This window comes from Candidatus Defluviibacterium haderslevense (assembly GCA_016712225.1).
GTDB classification, from domain to species: Bacteria; Bacteroidota; Bacteroidia; order Chitinophagales; family Saprospiraceae; genus Vicinibacter; species Vicinibacter haderslevensis.
The window spans coordinates 2602200-2621520 of record JADJRL010000003.1 but is presented as its reverse complement, the minus strand read 5'-3'; the positions used below and the strand labels follow the sequence as shown (position 1 = coordinate 2621520).

16 protein-coding genes are annotated in these 19321 nt (G+C 33.2%); 5 read left to right on the top strand and 11 right to left on the bottom strand.

The window, feature by feature from the left end:
- Positions 1 to 13 precede the first annotated feature (13 nt).
- Positions 14 to 2908, bottom strand: a complete 2895-nt coding sequence (gcvP, locus tag IPK88_10300) for an aminomethyl-transferring glycine dehydrogenase (protein ID MBK8243805.1) — start codon at positions 2906 to 2908, stop codon at positions 14 to 16.
- A 213-nt stretch (positions 2909 to 3121) separates the two neighbouring features.
- On the opposite strand from gcvP, the gene IPK88_10295 reads away from it, so the two are divergent.
- Genes IPK88_10295 through IPK88_10275 form a run of 5 tightly spaced genes read left to right on the top strand, consistent with a single transcriptional unit; the run spans position 3122 to position 7450 of the window.
- Complete coding sequence (locus IPK88_10295) at positions 3122 to 4384, top strand: hypothetical protein (protein ID MBK8243804.1); 1263 nt, start codon at positions 3122 to 3124, stop codon at positions 4382 to 4384.
- 33 nt (positions 4385 to 4417) lie between these two features.
- Positions 4418 to 4852 (top strand): hypothetical protein, encoded by a 435-nt coding sequence (locus IPK88_10290; protein MBK8243803.1) that lies wholly within the window; start codon positions 4418 to 4420, stop codon positions 4850 to 4852.
- A 1-nt stretch (position 4853) separates the two neighbouring features.
- Complete coding sequence (locus tag IPK88_10285) at positions 4854 to 5603, top strand: hypothetical protein (protein ID MBK8243802.1); 750 nt, start codon at positions 4854 to 4856, stop codon at positions 5601 to 5603.
- A gap of 16 nt (positions 5604 to 5619) precedes the next feature.
- Positions 5620 to 6159 carry a sigma-70 family RNA polymerase sigma factor gene (locus tag IPK88_10280; protein MBK8243801.1) on the top strand — a complete coding sequence of 180 codons (540 nt, stop codon included), beginning with the start codon at positions 5620 to 5622 and terminating at the stop codon, positions 6157 to 6159.
- Positions 6152 to 7450, top strand: coding sequence for an outer membrane beta-barrel protein (locus IPK88_10275; protein ID MBK8243800.1), 1299 nt, complete (start codon positions 6152 to 6154; stop codon positions 7448 to 7450). Before IPK88_10280 ends, IPK88_10275 begins: the two co-directional genes overlap by 8 nt.
- A gap of 221 nt (positions 7451 to 7671) precedes the next feature.
- Here IPK88_10275 and lon read toward each other — a convergent pair whose 3' ends face one another.
- The 10 genes from lon to IPK88_10225 all read right to left on the bottom strand — a co-directional run bounded on the left by lon (position 7672) and on the right by IPK88_10225 (position 19171).
- Positions 7672 to 10089, bottom strand: a complete 2418-nt coding sequence (gene lon / locus IPK88_10270; protein ID MBK8243799.1) for an endopeptidase La — start codon at positions 10087 to 10089, stop codon at positions 7672 to 7674.
- A 1441-nt stretch (positions 10090 to 11530) separates the two neighbouring features.
- Complete coding sequence (locus IPK88_10265; GenBank protein ID MBK8243798.1) at positions 11531 to 12331, bottom strand: hypothetical protein; 801 nt, start codon at positions 12329 to 12331, stop codon at positions 11531 to 11533.
- A gap of 121 nt (positions 12332 to 12452) precedes the next feature.
- Positions 12453 to 13004, bottom strand: coding sequence for a hypothetical protein (locus IPK88_10260; GenBank protein ID MBK8243797.1), 552 nt, complete (start codon positions 13002 to 13004; stop codon positions 12453 to 12455).
- Between the two features lie 244 nt (positions 13005 to 13248).
- A complete protein-coding gene (locus IPK88_10255; GenBank protein ID MBK8243796.1) occupies positions 13249 to 13839 on the bottom strand; it encodes a hypothetical protein in 591 nt (196 codons plus the stop codon).
- Between the two features lie 31 nt (positions 13840 to 13870).
- Complete coding sequence (locus tag IPK88_10250) at positions 13871 to 14884, bottom strand: hypothetical protein (GenBank protein MBK8243795.1); 1014 nt, start codon at positions 14882 to 14884, stop codon at positions 13871 to 13873.
- 27 nt (positions 14885 to 14911) lie between these two features.
- The gene (locus IPK88_10245) at positions 14912 to 15400 is read right to left on the bottom strand and encodes a hypothetical protein (GenBank protein ID MBK8243794.1); all 489 of its coding nucleotides are present in this window, start codon (positions 15398 to 15400) and stop codon (positions 14912 to 14914) included.
- A 144-nt stretch (positions 15401 to 15544) separates the two neighbouring features.
- Complete coding sequence (locus IPK88_10240) at positions 15545 to 15910, bottom strand: hypothetical protein (GenBank protein MBK8243793.1); 366 nt, start codon at positions 15908 to 15910, stop codon at positions 15545 to 15547.
- Between the two features lie 223 nt (positions 15911 to 16133).
- Positions 16134 to 17330: a hypothetical protein gene (locus IPK88_10235; protein ID MBK8243792.1), complete on the bottom strand. Its 1197-nt coding sequence runs from the start codon at positions 17328 to 17330 to the stop codon at positions 16134 to 16136.
- A gap of 77 nt (positions 17331 to 17407) precedes the next feature.
- The gene (locus IPK88_10230) at positions 17408 to 18814 is read right to left on the bottom strand and encodes a hypothetical protein (GenBank protein ID MBK8243791.1); all 1407 of its coding nucleotides are present in this window, start codon (positions 18812 to 18814) and stop codon (positions 17408 to 17410) included.
- A gap of 24 nt (positions 18815 to 18838) precedes the next feature.
- Positions 18839 to 19171 carry a hypothetical protein gene (locus IPK88_10225; GenBank protein ID MBK8243790.1) on the bottom strand — a complete coding sequence of 111 codons (333 nt, stop codon included), beginning with the start codon at positions 19169 to 19171 and terminating at the stop codon, positions 18839 to 18841.
- Between the last annotated feature and the right edge of the window lie 150 nt (positions 19172 to 19321).

Here is a 19321-nt window from a genome sequence, read left to right as displayed (position 1 = left end):
ATGATAGGCTCGATTAAAGATCATTAGAATCCGACATATAGGATTCCATAGGCGGACAAGTACAAACCAAATTACGATCTCCAAAAGCATTGTTTACCCTACCTATTGCTGGCCAGAATTTCATTCCATGTTTCAAATATGGCAATGGATAAGCTGCTTTTTGTCTTGAATAAGGTTTTGTCCATTCATCAGCCGTAATTACATTAGCTGTATGAGGCGCATTATGCAATACACTGTTTTCAACAGGATATTCTCCACGAGCCACTTCATCTATTTCTTCATGGATGGAAAGCAAGGCATCGCAAAATCGATCCAGTTCATCCAGATTTTCAGACTCGGTAGGCTCAATCATTATGGTACCTGCAACAGGAAAAGACAATGTCGGTGCATGAAATCCATAATCCATCAATCGCTTAGCTACATCCTCAGCAATGACTCCGGCCGTTTTATAAGGGCGCAAATCAATAATCAATTCATGGGCAACTCGACCGTTTTCGCCGGTATAAAGTACTTTATATTTAGGCGACAGTTTAGCAGCTATATAATTGGCATTCAAAATGGCGTGCTTAGTTGATTTAGTCATACCTTCTGCACCCAACATCCTGATATAAGCATAAGAGATAATCAAAATACTCGCTGAACCATATGGGGCCGCAGAAACAGCAGCAACAGCTGTTTTCGAATCATTAACGGTCAAATAAGGATGGTTTGGTAAGAAAGGTTTAAGTTTATCATTTACACAGATTGGTCCCATACCAGGTCCTCCGCCACCATGTGGAATGGCAAATGTTTTATGCAGATTAAGATGACAAACATCTGCCCCAATAGTTGCAGGACTAGTTAAACCTACTTGAGCATTCATATTGGCACCGTCCATATAAACCAATCCCCCGTGTTCATGTATGATTTGACAAATTTCCTGGATAGTGGTTTCAAAAACACCATGTGTTGATGGATAAGTAACCATTAAACAGGCCAATTGGTCCTTGTATTCATTGGCTTTATCCAGTATATCCTGAACGATGATATTACCATTGTCATCACATGCCGTAACGACAACATGCATTCCTGCTACCACTGCAGACGCAGGATTGGTTCCATGTGCTGATGCTGGTATCAAAGCAATGTTTCGCTTAGGATTCCCATGATGCTCATGGTATGCCTTTATCGTCAATAATCCAGCAAATTCACCCTGTGCACCTGAATTGGGTTGTAATGAGCAAGCCGTAAAACCAGTCACTGAACATAAATAAGCTTCTAATTCATGGATCATTTTTAAATACCCTTTGACTTGTTCCGCCGGTACGAATGGATGTACATTGCTGAAACCCGGCCAACTCACAGGTATTAATTCTGATGCCGCATTCAGCTTCATAGTACATGAGCCTAAAGAAATCATGGAGTGTACTAATGATAAATCTTTATTTTCCAATCGTTTAATATAACGCATCATAGCTGATTCCGTATGATGGGTATTGAATACGGGGTGTGTTAGATATTCTGAAGTACGAATCAAACTGCTAGGAAATCCCAACTTTGTAGGGGGCATAATCATAGCAGATTGTTGTTTATTCGAAGTTTTAGAGAACAAATGAAGAATGCTCGTTAATTCTTCTTCAGTGACCGTTTCATCTAAACTGATTCCAATACAATCTTTTGAATACCAGAAATTAAGTTTTTCTGCCTTTGCTAATTTTTTAACTTCTTGGATTAAATCATGATCCGCCTTTATGGATATCGCGTCGTAGAAATGTTCCGTTTTTAACTTATAATCCATAGATACTAAAGCATTGGCAAGACTACAGGTCATGTCATGTATGCGCCTCGAAATAGCGTAAATTCCTGCAGGTCCGTGATAAACTCCATACATGGATGCCATGATTGCCAATAAGGCTTGAGCGGTACAGATATTTGAAGTGGCTTTTTCTCTGCGAATATGTTGCTCTCTGGTTTGTAAAGCCATTCTAAGGGCTCGATCGCCTTGTTCATCTATTGACACTCCAATGATACGACCTGGAATGATCCTTTTAAATTCATCTCTTGTTGCAAAAAATGCCGCATGAGGACCTCCAAATCCCATTGGAACACCAAATCGCTGACTATTTCCTAGGGCAATGTCCACTCCCAATTCTCCTGGTGATTTGAGTAAACATAAGGCCATTAAATCCGTTGCCATGGCTACCAATACACCTGCTGATTTAGCTTTTTCAATGAATTGGCTATAATCTGATACTTCACCTAATTTATCCGGATACTGAATTAAAGCTCCAAAACAATTAGCTGGTAATTCATCAGTTCTCCAATTTCCAATTTTAAGTACTATTCCTTGTGGCCATGCTCTTGATTTTAAGACATCAATGGTTTGGTCATAGACTTGTTCATCTACAAAAAATAAATTGGGCGATTCTTCTTTATTTCGTTTTTCTTTAGAATGGTAAAACATAAGCATCGCTTCTGCTGCAGCCGTGCCCTCATCCAAAAGGGAAGCATTCGCAATAGGCAGTCCTGTTAGATCTGAGATCATGGTCTGAAAGTTTAATAAAGCCTCAAGTCTGCCTTGAGCTATTTCAGCCTGATAGGGTGTGTATTGTGTATACCAACCCGGATTCTGGAATACATTCCTCAAAATGACATTAGGTGTTATAGAACCGTAATATCCTTGACCCAAAAAGCTTCGATACAGCTCGTTTTCGTCAGCTAATTTTTGTAAATCATTCAAAAAATCAAACTCGGATTGAGCAGGTGGAATGGCCATTTTGTCTTTACGTCGTATCGATGCAGGGACCGTTTGCTCTATCAATTGGTCTAAACTTGCAACCCCTATTGTACGCAACATGATGCCCAAATCGGAGCCCAAACTTCCTATATGTCTATGTTCAAATTGATCAAATCGAGGAAAAATATTCATAATTTTATATTTAGGTCGCAAAAATAACTCAGTATACTGGTAATTCAAAACTTAAAATGAGATCTAAAGTCACATATTATAAACCTCAATAACTATGGTTGGTTTTAGCCCATTAGCTTAAATTATGAATTTTTTAGGAATTTTTATAATCTATACCCAACCATTTATATGAACTGATCAGTCTATACAAGTATTATAAATAAAATATTAATTATGAAACATACAACTCGCCTTCTTTTATCGCTAACATTTTGTGTAACCCTAACATTCAGTTCTTGCTTCAAAGACGATTGCAACCTCAAAAGAACTTACTTTAGATACGATCCGGTCTATATGACGACTTCTGACATCCGTTTGAGTGTAAAATTAAATGCAACTCATGAATTAAATCACCCAGGAAAAATTTATGTTTATGGGTCACTTCTATTGGTCAATGAAATAAAAGTCGGAATTCACATTTTTGATAACACAGATCCAGCGCATCCCATTAAAATAAACTTTATCGAAATTCCCGGAAATGTGGATATGTCCGTTCATAATAATATCCTGTATGCGGACAACTATATAGACTTATTAAGCATTGATATATCAGATCCAACAAATCCTAAAATAATTTGTAGAAATGAAAATGTTTTTTCACCAATATTAGTCGATCCCCTAAATGGTATTTTGGTGGATTATATTCAGAATAAAACAACGGTCGAAATTCCATGCAATTCAGAATATTATGGTAGAGAAATTTATTGGGAAGGAGATGTGATCTTTTCTTCAAGTGACAGTAAAAGGTCAGGTCCTAATAGTAATTCACCTAGCTTCACGGGTATCTCAGGAATTGGCGGTTCATTTGCAAAATTCACAGCTACAGAAAACTTTTTATATACTATAGATTTAAGCCATTTGTATAGCTTTAATGTAGAACAACAATGCCCTGTTTTAAATTCTAAAATTCAAATTGGCTGGAATATTGAAACCATTTTTCCGTATAATAATAATCTATTTATAGGTTCCACTTCAGGTATGTACATCTATACTTTAATAAATCCAGCCACACCAACCCTTGCCGGCAAAATGGAACATTTTAGATCATGTGATCCGGTTATCGTTCAGGATGATATAGCATATGTAACCTTACACGGTGGTACCGCCTGTGGAGGTTATACCAATCAATTAGATGTTGTAGATGTCAAGGACATTTTTAATCCCAAACTTTTAAAAACGTACCCCTTGGAAAATCCATATGGTCTAACCATGTTGAATCAAACATTGTACATCTGTGATAAAAATCTAAAAGCATTTAATGCAAAAAATATTGACGACATTCATTTGATTGAACAAGTCACGCATCTCAACCCTTACGATCTCATTGCACTGGAAAATAGTTCAGTCATTATATTAGTGACCGAAGCTGGAATATTTCAATATGATGCTACTGTACCAGGACATTTAAAACAATTGTCAAGCCTATTAAAACAATAGTTTCAAATGTATCCATTAAAAATATTTGGTTCAATGTTTTTCACAATCATTATATTTTGTGCATGCCAAAAAGAAGCTGATAAAGACAACTCTTTTATTTTTGGTTTCCTTGCCGGAGAATGTAATACAAATTGTTCCACAATTTATAAAATTGAGAATAACAAACTCTATCCGGATCAAGAAAATTATTTTCCATATGATCGTGAAATAAATTTTTCCAAAACACCTTTAAGCATTGAAGAATACAATATCGCTTTTGAGCTCGAAAAAAATTTCCCGGAGTTTCTTCTCAAGAATAGTAAGTCCACGTATGGTTGTCCTGATTGCGTTGATCAAGGAGCCTTTTATTTGCAAATAAATAATGGTAACCAGAATAGAAAGTGGTTTGTAGATCCCTTTGAAATTCCTCATGAAATAAATGATTACTTTGATTTATTGAAAAAATCATTACCTGAATTAATAAAATAATATGAAATACATATTGCTTATACTATGGATGTCTTTAGGTTCACTAATGGCTCAAGAAAGTAAACAAGAACCATTTTTAAGTAAAGTCTATATTAAGGAAGGTTCAATATATGTCGGACAGATTCTTCAATATTCAGATTCGAGTTTAAACATTCTACTTAGAGAAGGAATACTACTTAGTATTCCCATATCCACAATAAAAAAAATCATCCAATTAGAAGACTATCCTAAAATACGACAAGTCGCACCTTATCTATTTAAAGAAAAAGGTTGGTACCAAATTAATTATCTAAGTGCTTTTGGTGGAAGTAATGAATACAATGAAGTTGCTGTGGGTGCTGGATTCAACACACTCTTTGGATATATGTACTCAAGATATTTTGGATTAGGAATAGGCCTAGGCATGAATCATTACGCACAGGATATTCCCATTAATTTTTTTCCGATTTATTCAGAAATAAGATCTTATTTCTATGGAAAACAAACAGCATATTATGGGACTGTGGCTGCAGGCTATGGGTTTGCTTCAACTTCAAATAAGAATAACTTATATGATTTAAATGGAGGTTTAATGTTACATCCTGCCTTAGGGATTCGATTTGGGGGTAAAAAACACTTTAATGTATGTCTGGATGTGGGTTTGCAAATGCAAAAAACAAACTATAAAGTAACTTATCCATGGAGTGAAATAAAAGATCAGTATTTTTACAACTATAAACGATTTATATTTAGAATTGGGATACAAATTTAACCCATAGGTATTATTCATGAATAAACCCATTCGTTCAGAGGAAGATGTCATCAAAGGTTGTATAGCCAATGATCGTATTGCCCAGGAACAATTGTATAAACAACACTTTAGTCCAATGTTTCAAATGGTACACTTTTATTGCTCCAATGAAGAAGATGCTATGGAAATTCTCAATTCTGGATTTCTGAGGGTTTTTCAAAAAATTCAATTATTCAGACATGAAGGTAGTTTAGCAGGTTGGATTCGAACCGTCATCTACCATGTTATGATTTCAGAAATAAAAACAAAACAAAGGACTAAACCAAATATTGAACTTGAACACAACGATGCTGAACATCATGATTTTACTTTAGAAAAACTTTTTAAAGAAGATCTGGATTCACTCATTCATCAATTACCTCCTGCTACTGCCCGGGCATTTTCATTATTTGCTAACGAAGGATATTCGCATCATGAAATCGCAGAAAAACTAAATATAAGTATTGGCACATCCAAATGGCATATTTCGCAGGCGCGCGAATTATTACAACACAAAATTAAAATGAACCATGAATAATCATATCACCGATTTGGAACATGAAGGCTGGACAAAAATGCATGCTTTGCTCGATCAGAAAATGCCTGTTAAAAAATCTAAAAGATTGGTTTGGCTTTGGTTATGGATACCCTTAGTTATTGGTTCAAGCATTACTTACAAATACTTGTCCACTTCAAATGTAATTAACGATAATAAAAACATTGAAACCATTAATAAAAATACAAATCTCAATTCAAAAGCAATCATAGCCTATCATTCAAACGAAAATGCAAAACCATCTGGTCACTCAAATCTCAAGAACCATTCAGGGACGACAGATAATATTTATTCCGAAAAAAATAATTCAAGACAAGCGGGTCAAATATCAAAAACAGGTCTGAACAAAGATCGCCAGAGTGCAAGCCAAAATAATGCTTTGTTAAATTCCTATAATGAAACGCATAACACATTTACCAAATCCTTGACCTATGATAGCATTGTAACTGTGGCCATCCAACCATTAGAAAACAGATCAAATTTTGAATGGCATATTTTACCCATGAAGACTGTTGAATTAACTTCATCGAACAACAATTCTCGCTTTTTACCTTCTGCTAAAATCGCTCTTGATATTTTACCGAGCACAATAAATAAATCAAAACCAAAAATTCAATTCGGAATTCAATTGGGTTTTAATACATACACACAACTACATCAATTAAGCTTCAATTCGGGTCTTTTTATAAACATACCTCTTCATAATAATCATAGCATTGTTGTAAATCCTGGTTTAAATGTCCAAAAAAATAATTTCTTGGTTTTTGACGGAGCACAAAATGAACCATTAAATTATATCATCAATAACTTTGCTCAAAACGAATTGAAAGTTTTTGAAGATGCATTTAAAAATTCAAAACAAACTTCAGATTCTTTTCAAGTGATTTACAAAAAATATCTATTCCAATTCCAAATTCCAATTTATTATTCTTATACCTTCAATCGTCATTGGAAAGGACACATAGGCACTAAATTAAATATTTCATTAAACCAATTATCTTCAAACCAAGGCAATGATTTTATTCAATACAATTCCAAAACAATTCAACATTGGAGAGCCCAACCTATCGATTATTTTCTATTGATAGGTGCTGATTATTACATCAATAATTCTTGGGGAATCGGACTGGATTATGCTTATGGATTTCAAAATACAAAAGCTCAGCAACAGGCCGTTCCCAATACATCTTCGCCAAGTCCTAATTCATCTGCTTTCGGTATTGCATATAAAAAATTGGATCACTTGAACGTCTCCTTGAAGTATCGATTTTAAAATTTCGTTCAGAATTAGAATGGATACATATCTAAATAAAACTATAGGAATTATTCAAATCAATAACCAGTTTGGGTAATCTATTTGCAGACGGATACTATCCGTTAAATATAGAAAATGTTAATTGTCTTTGGTGAAATTTATGGATGATTTTTTTTGCAAAAAATAGGACATAAACAACCCTTATTGTTGTTACTTGATTAGTTACAAATTATCGAATATCAAAAAGCAGAAATACCTAACGCATGATGCAATACTTCCTGCATATCTTTTACATAAATAAATTCCATTCCCTTTAAATGATCAGCTGGAATCTCATCGATGTGATCTTTATTTTCAATACACAGCATAATCGTTTTCAATCCTGCTCTTTTAGCAGCTAAAACTTTTTCCTTAATACCACCGACAGGTAATACTTTTCCGCGCAATGTAATTTCACCGGTCATGGCCAAAAATGGTCTGATGGGTTTCTTCTTAATAGATGAGGCTATTGCACTTAACATAGTAATCCCCGCGGATGGTCCGTCTTTAGGAATGGCACCTTCAGGTACATGTACATGAAGATCATTATTTTCAAAAAAATCAGGATCGATGTCAAGTTCCGCCGTATGAGATTTGATAAAACTCAATGCAGTTGATGCTGACTCTTTCATCACATCACCTAAATTACCAGTTAAAGTTAATTTTCCTTTGCCTTTTGATAATGTAGTTTCTATATATAATATATCTCCACCTACTCGGGTCCATGCTAAACCAATCGCAACACCAGCAGGTAAATTTTCTTGATATTGGTCATTGTTGTATCGCTGTACGCCAAGGATATCTTTGAGATCAGAAGATTTAAAAGAAACGGTTTTGGCTTTTTCCATAGCAACCTTGCGTGCAGCACGACGCATCACCGATGCCAATTGCCGATTCAGTGATCTGACACCTGATTCTCGGGTATAATCTTCTATGATGCGCTCAATAAAGTCCTCACTTAGTTTAACCTGCTTAGACTTTAATCCGTGTTCTTCTAATTGTTGGGGAACTAGATGTTTTATTGCAATATCTTTTTTCTCCTCAGTAGAATAGCCTTGCAATTCAATAATTTCCATTCTATCCAATAAAGCAGGTTGGATGGTGCTCAATGAATTGGCAGTGGCGATAAACAAAACTTTGGATAAGTCATATTCTAATTCCAAATAATTATCATGAAATGTAGAATTTTGTTCCGGATCTAATACTTCCAACAATGCGGATGAAGGATCCCCTCTAAAATCTTTTCCGATTTTATCAATCTCATCTAATATAAATACTGGATTATCAGATTTAACTTTTTTAATAGACTGAACGATTCTTCCAGGCATCGCTCCGATATAAGTCTTGCGATGTCCTCGTATTTCTGACTCATCATGCAATCCACCAAGTGACATTCTGATGAAATTTCGATTCAGCGCTTTGGCAATAGATTTTCCAAGTGATGTTTTACCTACTCCAGGAGGACCTACCAAACAAAGTATGGGTGCTTTCATATCACCTTTGAGCTTGAGTACAGCCAGGTGCTCTATAATTCTATCCTTCACTTTATCAAGACCGTGATGGTCCTTATCAAGGATCTTTTTTATTTTATCCAGATCATATTGATCTTCAGTATATTCTTGCCATGGTAAATCGACCATCAAGTTCAGGTAATTCATTTGAACAGAATATTCTGCAACTTGCGGATTCATTCTAGTCAATTTTCCAAGTTCCTTTTCGAAATGTTCCTTGACTGATGGAATCCATTTTTTCTTTTCGGCTTTTAATTTAAGTTCCTCGACATCTTGTTCCTGTGGATCCTGACCTAACTCTTCCTGAATTGTTTTTAACTGTTGGTTGAGAAAATAATCGCGTTGTTGTTTTTCTAAATTTCCTCTTACTCTGGATTCAATTTGATCTTTGACTTCTAATAATTTTAATTCTCCACTCATATGAACCATGAGTGTTTCAGCTTTATTGAATAATTTATCCGTCTCTAATAATTCTTGTTTTTGATCGATTGGAATATTCAAATTAGATGAAATAAAATTCAATAGAAATCGATCATTATTAATGTTTTTCAACATCAATTGTGCTTCATTTGGAATCTGAGGTGACAATTCAATGATTCTTCTTGATTGCTCCTGAATGGATTTAATCATAGCGTCATATTCCAACTTTCTATCCGGCACAACATAAGATCTCAAAGTAACTTTAGCTTCCAAGAAGGGATCTTCCTTAAGCTGTTCATTGATGGTAAAACGTTTTCTCCCTTGAAGAATGACCGTTTGTGTGCCATCAGGCATGGTTAATAATTTCACGATTCTGGCTATTGTTCCAGTCTCGTACAGATCTTTAAATGTTGGATCTTCCGTTCTGCTATCCCGTTGTGTCAATACCGCAATGAATTTGTTTTTTTCATAAGCCTTGGAAACCGCCTTCATAGATTTATTTCGGCCCACAGTGATTGGAATAATCACTCCAGGAAACAAAATGGTATTCTTAAGAGGCATTACGGGTAGTATGTCTTCGAAGTTTTCATCTTTTGATGGTTCTTCGTCTTCAGCTACCGCTACGAAAGGAATCATTTCCGGATCCTCATTAAGCCCTTCATTAAAATATATTGGATTTATCGTCATTTTTCTGTTATTTATAACTGTTTAAGGAATATGCCTCCTTGACAGCCTTATTAGTTAATTTATAAAAGATTACCTGTAAAGGTCCTTAGTTCAAGACCTGTGCCATCTAATTAATTGAATTCCAATTCTTATGAGGCTATTGTACAATATTTACACTCATTGAATTGATTATAAATATTTTAAACATTATTTAAAATAATATACATGATATAAGTCTTAACAGAATATTTTTCCTCTATGACAAAACGTCTAAACCAACTAGACATATTGCCATGCTTTTCAAAGTTTTAGAATTTACAAATTCATGATAGTTATATTCAAACGATAGTTTCATAAATTGCTTAATGTTATTTTTTAAAAATAGCAATCTCACTTCTCCTACGATCGTCGAAGTCTTTGACTTCGATGCTATTTAGGCTTCAAAAATGGTATTCGTAGCATCGCAATTGAAAACTGCGACGATCGAGTGTTTTTAAATGTTTTTAGAGCTTTAACTCAACAAAATAAATTAATTTAAATATTTCAAAAAAAATGAAATACTTTGTTAGTCTGTCAAATTAAATCAATTTTCAGCTAAGTGTTTCAAAAACAAATTTTGAAAATAATAGTAATGTAACTTTATTTCGTTCAAATCCAGCGAATGTTTTGAGCCTATTTCAATATTTATTTTCATGTTATTAGACAAATTAACTGAAGTAAATCTATATTTTAAAGAACAATTCATTGTATCTTCTAAAATATGTGAATTAATATATTTATTTTGAGTTTTTAATATACCTGTGGAAAATAACAGACGGCAATATATCTCCCGGTTTACCATGTAATTGGGGGAAGAATCAAGAATCAATTGACATAAATCAGAGATCACTCTCTCGCAATCAAACAAATGTGCTTTGAAATAACTATCTCGATCTCCTATTAATGATATTCTTTTAATTGATGAATTAAAAGATGAGGGTGGAAAAAGATCTTCTTGTCCAGTATTTTTAAGACTATCAGTATTAATTAAATTGTGATTAAAATTATCAGGAATTATCAAGATGTATGTTAGAGAATTATTAAATATTTTGAATCTAAATTCCGAATACAAATTAATTAATTTATGTGTAGGGAATGGATAATTTATAACATCTTCCTTTTGTAAAATTTCCATCTTTTGGTTAATAATATCTGCATCAGATATTGATTTGTTACAATTAATGTGAATGAGTAACATATTAAAGTAAATAAACGAAAGTAATCCTTTCATGTAGATAGCGATCTGATTTTTATTCTAATGAATTTAATAAATTGCATAAATTATATCATATTGTTTTTATTTTAACGGAATAGTATTCATAATATTAGGTCCTTTATCGTTTGAATTATAATTTTGACTCAATTTTGACATTTGGTAACAATAGTACATTTTATATAATAAGGTTAAACTCCAAAGTTTTAACTATAAATAAGGTAGATAATTATTAGGTAAATATTTATTAAATAATGTCTGATAGTATTCATAATATTTTGTTTTGTTATAAATTTTTATCGAGTCATTTGTACGAATTTCAATTTCTAATCTTTGATTATTGGACATATTGAACGATTTATAAATAAATACCATAAAATTGTCTATTGTATCATTTAAAACGGATGAACTTATATAAGTATCTCCAATTTTAATCAGGCCAGTTGTAAACAATATTTCTTTGTCACCTTTACGCATGTAATTTCTCCCTGGCAAAAAATCATTCATTTTACATAATTCATCCAAATAGTTCACGCAAGTGGAAAGTTTTGCGTTGTAATAAATATTTTCGCTATTTTGTATTTCAAATTTTGTAATTGATGTATTTAAAGAGTAGGTTGAAAGTTCACCCTCGTATTTATCTACTATTCTTTTACTAATTATGCGATTTTTTAAATTAAAATATTCAGGAATTACCAGATTGATTCTTGATTTTTCATTTCTTAATAAAAAATGATATTCATTAATGGTATCAAATCTAAAATTTATAGCAAAAGGATAATTTTTTCTAAAATACCCCTTCAATATTTCAACTTTTTCAATTCTAATATTATTTACAGGGTTATCTACTGAATTGCAACAAAATAACTGCATAATACAGGACAAAATCACTAAGACATTATAACGTTGTTTGTTTTTAGAAAAAAACTGTATGAGGGCCATTAAAAACCCTAAAAAATACACAACTTTAAAATCAACTTTACCTGTATGAACCTTACCAGTTAATGTCATATGACAAAGTTAGCCTTTTAATTTATTTTAAAACTATTTTTTTAATTTATTTTTGGATGCTATCTAAGCTTCAAAAATAGTTCTAGCGGCATCGCAGTTGAAAACTGCGATGATCGACTGTTTACTTTTCCTTTCTCCTATAAATATTATTTGGTCCATATAAATAGTTCAAATATTCTCTTTCGGTTTTAAACATTGGTCTACAATCGGGAGGCGAAATACCGTATTTAGTAATATTAAAACTATTGATGAAACAATAAAAATCTTGAAGTTTGTTAACTGAAAAAGTTTCACTAGAATGTGTAAACACATAAATTATTAGTTGGAAGTCTTTGAAATATATTGCACCTGAAATTAGTTTTAGAGAATCTTGATTTACATATATATAGCTTAATGTAATGTCTCGATTATTTGAAGTATCAATATAATTAACAACCAATCCATGATTGCCAAATTCTGAATAGGCTGCTTGAGAAGTTAAATCTTTTGAAGGATATTGGGCATTTATATCTTTTATTAAATGAGTGCAATAAAGAAATCTAATTTCAGTATTTATTGAATCGCTGGATTTTGGTATATAAAATTTTGCAAGTGCTGAATCCTCAAACTGAATTATATATAATGGATTTTTTTCATAATACAGTAACCATTCTGCGCCAAATATAGTTTTCAAATCAGTACAAATTGGAATTGAATTAATTAACTCACAATTGTTGATAATTTGAGAATTAGTTATTTTATTTTGCTTATTACAACATATACCTAATAATGCAATTAATACCAATTTAAAACAAGGCATACAATGCAAATTTTTCAAACTCAGGACAAAAGAGGAAACTATATTTTTATTTATTTTTAGCTGGCTCATAATTTAAGCTGCATTGGGGGACATTAATTTACTTTTCCTATGTTTCAAACTAATATATTATTTTAATTTTGTTGAACAATTTTTTGATTTTATTTATTTCAGAATGCTTAAAACTAATGAATATACTTGCAATATAATTGTCTCGGTGCATCCATATTACTGCCCTGGAACGATTAACATTTCTCTGCCATATTTTAATACCTTTAGAGCAATTTGAATTGTCTATATATTTTTCATATTCCAAATTATAGTTTTCGTCACAATAATCATACATTGGATTATAGAATTCATAATTTTCTTCATTTAATTCGGTTAAACTCTCATCCATATTATTTTTGGAACAAACCAAATTTCCCATATAAAATGATAATTTTATTTCAATGAAAAGGTCATTGCAAGAATCTACATGATAATTGCAATATTCTCCCTCAAAATCATCACAGGAACTTATTTTAACACGACAATTTGAAATATAGGGAATACAAAGTTTTGCATCCATTAATCGCACTGGATACTTTATTATTAAACAATCTTCATTACACTGTATTAAAAGTATACATACAAATATGAATAATCCAACAATAAATTTATGACCAACATTCTTTTTTACCATTAATTTCAAAAAGCAAATACCTTTCATTTTAAGCCATATATCTTTTTTTACGTTTACCCTATTTCATAATCATCCTGTATAAAGTCTTTTCATACACCACCCAAATCGATCCATCTGCCGTAGTCAACATCAAGTTATCCGAATATTGCAATGTCAAATAATGCCGATCTCTATCTGTAGTTGAGAAATGTACTTTTTGGTCATTCATCATCAATTCATCCTGCAATATCCTACGTGATTTATAATTTGGATAATCGAATTGTGTTCCGGCAGAAATATATTCCACTTCACGGAGTTTCACTGAATCATCTGTTATTTCAATGGTGTTGTTTTCTGGATTTAAGTTATGCAGATTTAGATCTACATCGAAAGTTTCGAGTCGTTGTTTTAAATCAACTAATAGTTCGTCTTCAATTGAGATTGGGGACCAAGCTGAACGTTTGCCAATAGCTGCTTGTTCAAAAACCAAATATTCTCGACCGGGCGCCCAATACAAGAATTTACATGACTTACTGCTATTTAACAATGCGTCGAATTTTTTCTGGTAATCGGCTTGGTGCTCATCTCGCGTCATTTCAGTTTCCTTCCAAGAGATATATTCCGAATTATGTACTGGAATTTTTTCTATAATATTAAATGTCTTAGGATCCAAAACCAAGAACCAATCTCCAATACGCAACATCAATTCTCCTTTTAACATACCAAAAGTCCCACCATACATCCAATCTGTATGCAACAAATCTTTGTGGAATTTTGTGTTTCCTTTTGCATCCAAACATAGTAATCGATGGTCCATATACTGCGGATCACCGGGCTGTCTTTCTTCCATTTCTTGTTGGCTTTCTTGCTTTGGGGTTCGACTCCCGAGAACCAAAACACTTTCTTTGTCAGGCATGATATAAAATGACCTAATCGAAAAACCATCAGCCAAAGGAATTTCCTTTACAACCAAATTGGGATTATCAGTTGTAGGAAATAAAGGCCATGAATCTACCTTGGAAGTTTTCTTTTTAGTATTACACCCAAATAATATAGAGAATAGCGACATAATAAGTAAGAATATTTGTTTCATAATGGCAGTATTGCGAATACAAGATATTTATTTACTCTTTAATTTTTCAATGGCTTTCAGAATGGCTTCACGATTATGCGCAGAAGTCATCCATCTAGGCAGTCTGGCTCCTATACTCTTAACATTAAATTTCAGTACATTTCGTTCCCTAAGTTTTGCCCCAATATGTGCAGCCAAAAAATCAAGATGTTCCAAATTATATGCCCATAATTGCTCTCCATCAAATTCAGTACACAACCACACAGGCAAGTGAAAAAACGGATCTATGGGCGCTCCAAATATCAGAACATTTCCTCGCTTCTGCTTGTCATCTTTTCGGGGAGAAACCCGTTCCATCAATTTATTGAAACCACAATGTGAACAAACAACTTTAACATCAGTATGTGCGAATTTCAAGGTGTGAAAATCACCACTATGTACCACTGCCTGTCCTTCACACTTTGGACAAACCACAAGAATATCCTTCACAAATTCGTAAATCTGAACACCATAAGTATTCTTAGTTCGCTGTTCCATCCTATTTAATATATATTAAACCAAATCAATTTGACACTAATATTTATGATCAAATCATTTTTAAAATTTCTTAGTCAACACATAAAATCATTAATCAATATTTCAGTTCTCAAAAAAAATGCCACCAAATTATTTTACTATTTTTTAAAATTTAATACTCACAATGATACTTCCCAAGATGAGAAATATAAAAATCAAAATCAGCCCTGCAAGATAACCCATCCCAATTCCAGGACCTTGATTACTATAAGCACTCAATGCTTTCTCAAGAACCAAATGTCCACCGATCAAACCAAAAATCCAAACCCGCAGCAATAGTCCATTTTTCTCTGGAGCCGGTAGCCACCATAGACCAAATACTAACAGTGAAATTACTGGAATCCAAAACCACAAGTATTCAATGATATTGTCAATGTCTTTTGAAGGTGGTGTATTGGCTTTTCCAAGTAAAATAGCACCTATGTAAAGCAGGAGCCAAAAGAGTTCAGGACCAAGTAAGTATCGCATCATACGTTTTGGGTTTTTAGAAACTATTCAGATTTGAGCCCAGTATTGGCGGTCAATTTTTTACGACGGATAAAATCCGTCATAAAAGGTAAATTTAAAATGTTTTTATTGGCATTTTTGCATGATTTTTGCAAAAATGATGACAAAAACTTACGTTCATATTGTGATCTGAAAAGTTGCAAGTTTTTAAAGAAATAGATTGTGCTTTAAATATTTTTTTATCTTATTATTTTACACCTCGGATTTTTTTTGTCTCACTAAAAATTCGCCCAAATAGCTCTTGATGTTTTCCTTCATTAAGTTCTGCATTAAAGGCTAGAGCTATTTTTTTCACTACAGCATCGCTTTCAGTATTTTTATCGTCATAAAGATACTTACTGAAAGTTAGTTTTTGCTCATCTTCTTTAAATCCGATGTCTAATTTTAAATCTCCGGAACCAATGGTATAACTATGTCCTGTATATTCACCGGTCTCATCTTTAATAATATTACTCTTGGTCCAAGCCATTTGCTCAAAAACAAAATTCAAAAAAACAGCTAACATCTCTGGCTTTACTGGATAAAGGGTGTAATAATGATCCTTGGGATCAAATTTGCCGGACCAATAGGGTAATTGTTTAAATGATCTCAATTCCAATCGATCTCCTTCAGGAAATTTTTTCCATTCAAAATAAGTATTAAACCATTCATAATTGATGTCATTTACATTCGTCATTCGTGTGTCTGTATCATCATATTTAACTGCATAGCCACTATCTTTCTCAAAATGATAAACGACAAGTGCGTGTTCCGAGTCTGGCAAATTTTCATCTTGAGTATTCCAACTTTGAAATTCAGCATGAAAAACAATACTTTTTTGATCAGGTGAAAAAGCTAACGCCCCGTGTGGTGAAGGATATGAATAATTTTCTACTGGATTATTGTCTTTGTTCATAGGCCATATTTTGCGGGTCTGAACATCTAGAATTGCATGTTCACTAACCATGAGAAATCGTCCTCCTTCAAGACGATCCAATTCTTCCAATTGAGTTGTCTCACTTTTCATAAAAACCTCAGAATAATCACCTGGTTGACCATTCTTACGATCTAAAAATTGTAGCGATGCGAAATCTGTACTTTGAATAAGTAATGGTTCAACTTTGGGTACTCCGTCTTTAATATAGATCATATAAAGACTTTGGCTGCCCGCAATGAGGGTGGGATCCGGTGCATCTTTTAGCGCATAAACTGCCCACAAAAATGGCAATCCGGTATTGTTTTGCAAACCACTTGAATACGTAATAGGTTTGCCATTAAACAAAACATGATATGCTACATTGGTATTATTCGTCATACGGCCATAGTTCATATTAAAACTTTTGGTTTTTGAAACTTTTGCCTGAATAGTAAATGGACCATATTGGATTTCTTTTGAAAGTTTCACTTCTTCATATTTGTTTTTGGCAAATGAGTAAAGTAAAAAGATTATGATAATACATGCGATTAAAAGTAGAATGATTTTCATTTTTTTTGAATGATTTTGATTGTTTTATCGAGAGCAGAACGAAAATTCGGATCATGAGCTGTGGCATCTTCCCAATTCAATTCGTTTAGTAAATTCCTATCTAATTGGTCTTCATCGCCGCGGTAATTCCAAGCACGAAGTACGTTAACTGATTTTTCAAAATGAATTTTATGGTCACCTTTTAGTTTCTCAATGATAAAATGTTGAACGGTTATATTATCTCGCAATTTGAACAACGAATTAAAAACATAATTACGCCAATAATCAGTAAAACGCTCGTATTCGAGTAATGAAATCAACGCTACTGCGCCAAGTTCAGCATCATATTGGTCAATGAGAATTTTTGTGAGCGCCTGCCTACCTTTTGGATTAGCACTTTTGGTAGCTGTAAAAATCAACTCCCCAACATTTTTAACACCATTCAATTCCAAACCTTTGGCAATATGAATCAATGTAAATTCATTTTCTTCTTCAGAAAGTCTTTTGATGTATTGTTCGATCAATTCTGCCCGCCAAGCAGCTTCTTCACTATAAGTAGCCTTGTAGTCATCACCAAAACCATGAAGATGGATGTAATGAATTTGACCACCATTGTCCATGAAAAGACGTTTTGATTCGGCATTTTTTTCTGGATTAGTAATGTCTTCCAATCTTTTTTGTGTTGATTTACGTCCGAGCAATAGTTCGATTTCTGCTCTGATTTCAGGAGTCAATACAGTGTCTTCTTGATATGGTTTTGTTAAAAAATATTCAAAAGAGAGAAACCATTGATATGCCAAACCATCACGCCAATTGGTAGCTCCAATCTCAATTCCGTAATACCGAACACAGACAAAATCACTTGCCTCGTAATCTCCATTTTGCCAATAATGGTTCGAATCATTCACCTCAGGATATTCGAATAATTCAAAATGTTTATACGATGCCGGGCTTCCTGCTTGTATAAATGCGTTGCGAATAGTGGCGACCAATAGCTTACGCAAGAATAAATCTGGAATGGGCAACAACGGACCATAAAACCAAAAATCACTAAACAATTGGTCAGTTACAGCTCCTAATTGTGGTGTGTAATCCCCGGAAATATCTTTATAATGTAATCCTTTGGAATCAATCGTTAATTCCCATTGATAAGTATGGGTGACTTTTGTAGTATACTGAAATTTTTGCTCAACGATCCTGTCAGGTTTGAATTGTTTCCAAAAATCATAACGCAATAGAGCAGTTTTTGAAAGTTCATTATATAGTACCTCAGCCATTTCAACTACTTTAAACATAGCAGCATTTCGAGGTTCTAATGGCTCACCTGAAAGTGGGTCGGGAATTTCAAGTAATTCTTGAATGGACCACTCTTTCTTTTGATCGCCGATAGTCTGAATGATCTTAATTTCTTTTATTTCTAACATGTTTAGTCCAAAGCTTTTGGAATGCTATTTACCAAATAAAATAAACAACAAAGCTAAACCGCCCCATAAGATAAACATTACAAGCATAGGTAAGCCTGTTATCCATAACAATATATGAGCACCCATCATTTTCCCTATGGACTTTAACCAAAATGCTGTGATGATCAATAAAATCAATGCTATTGGAATCACCCAAATCATGTATTGACTCCATAATGGCATGCCTTCAATCGGACTTATACTTTTCCCATCTATTCCATCAAAATTCTTGTGCATCATCAAACCATTTGAAATGGCGAACAATAGTACACCTGCATTAATGATGACTCCGAGATAAAATATCCAATTCGATTTCATAGGATAAAATACTTATAATAGGAATGTAAATTTAATAGGTATGTTTGAATTGGATCATTTTAAAATTGATGGGGTAAGATAGAAATGAATAGAATGGGATAATAAATGGCGTAGAAATTTTCCTTATTTAGCTTACGATTGTTAAAATGA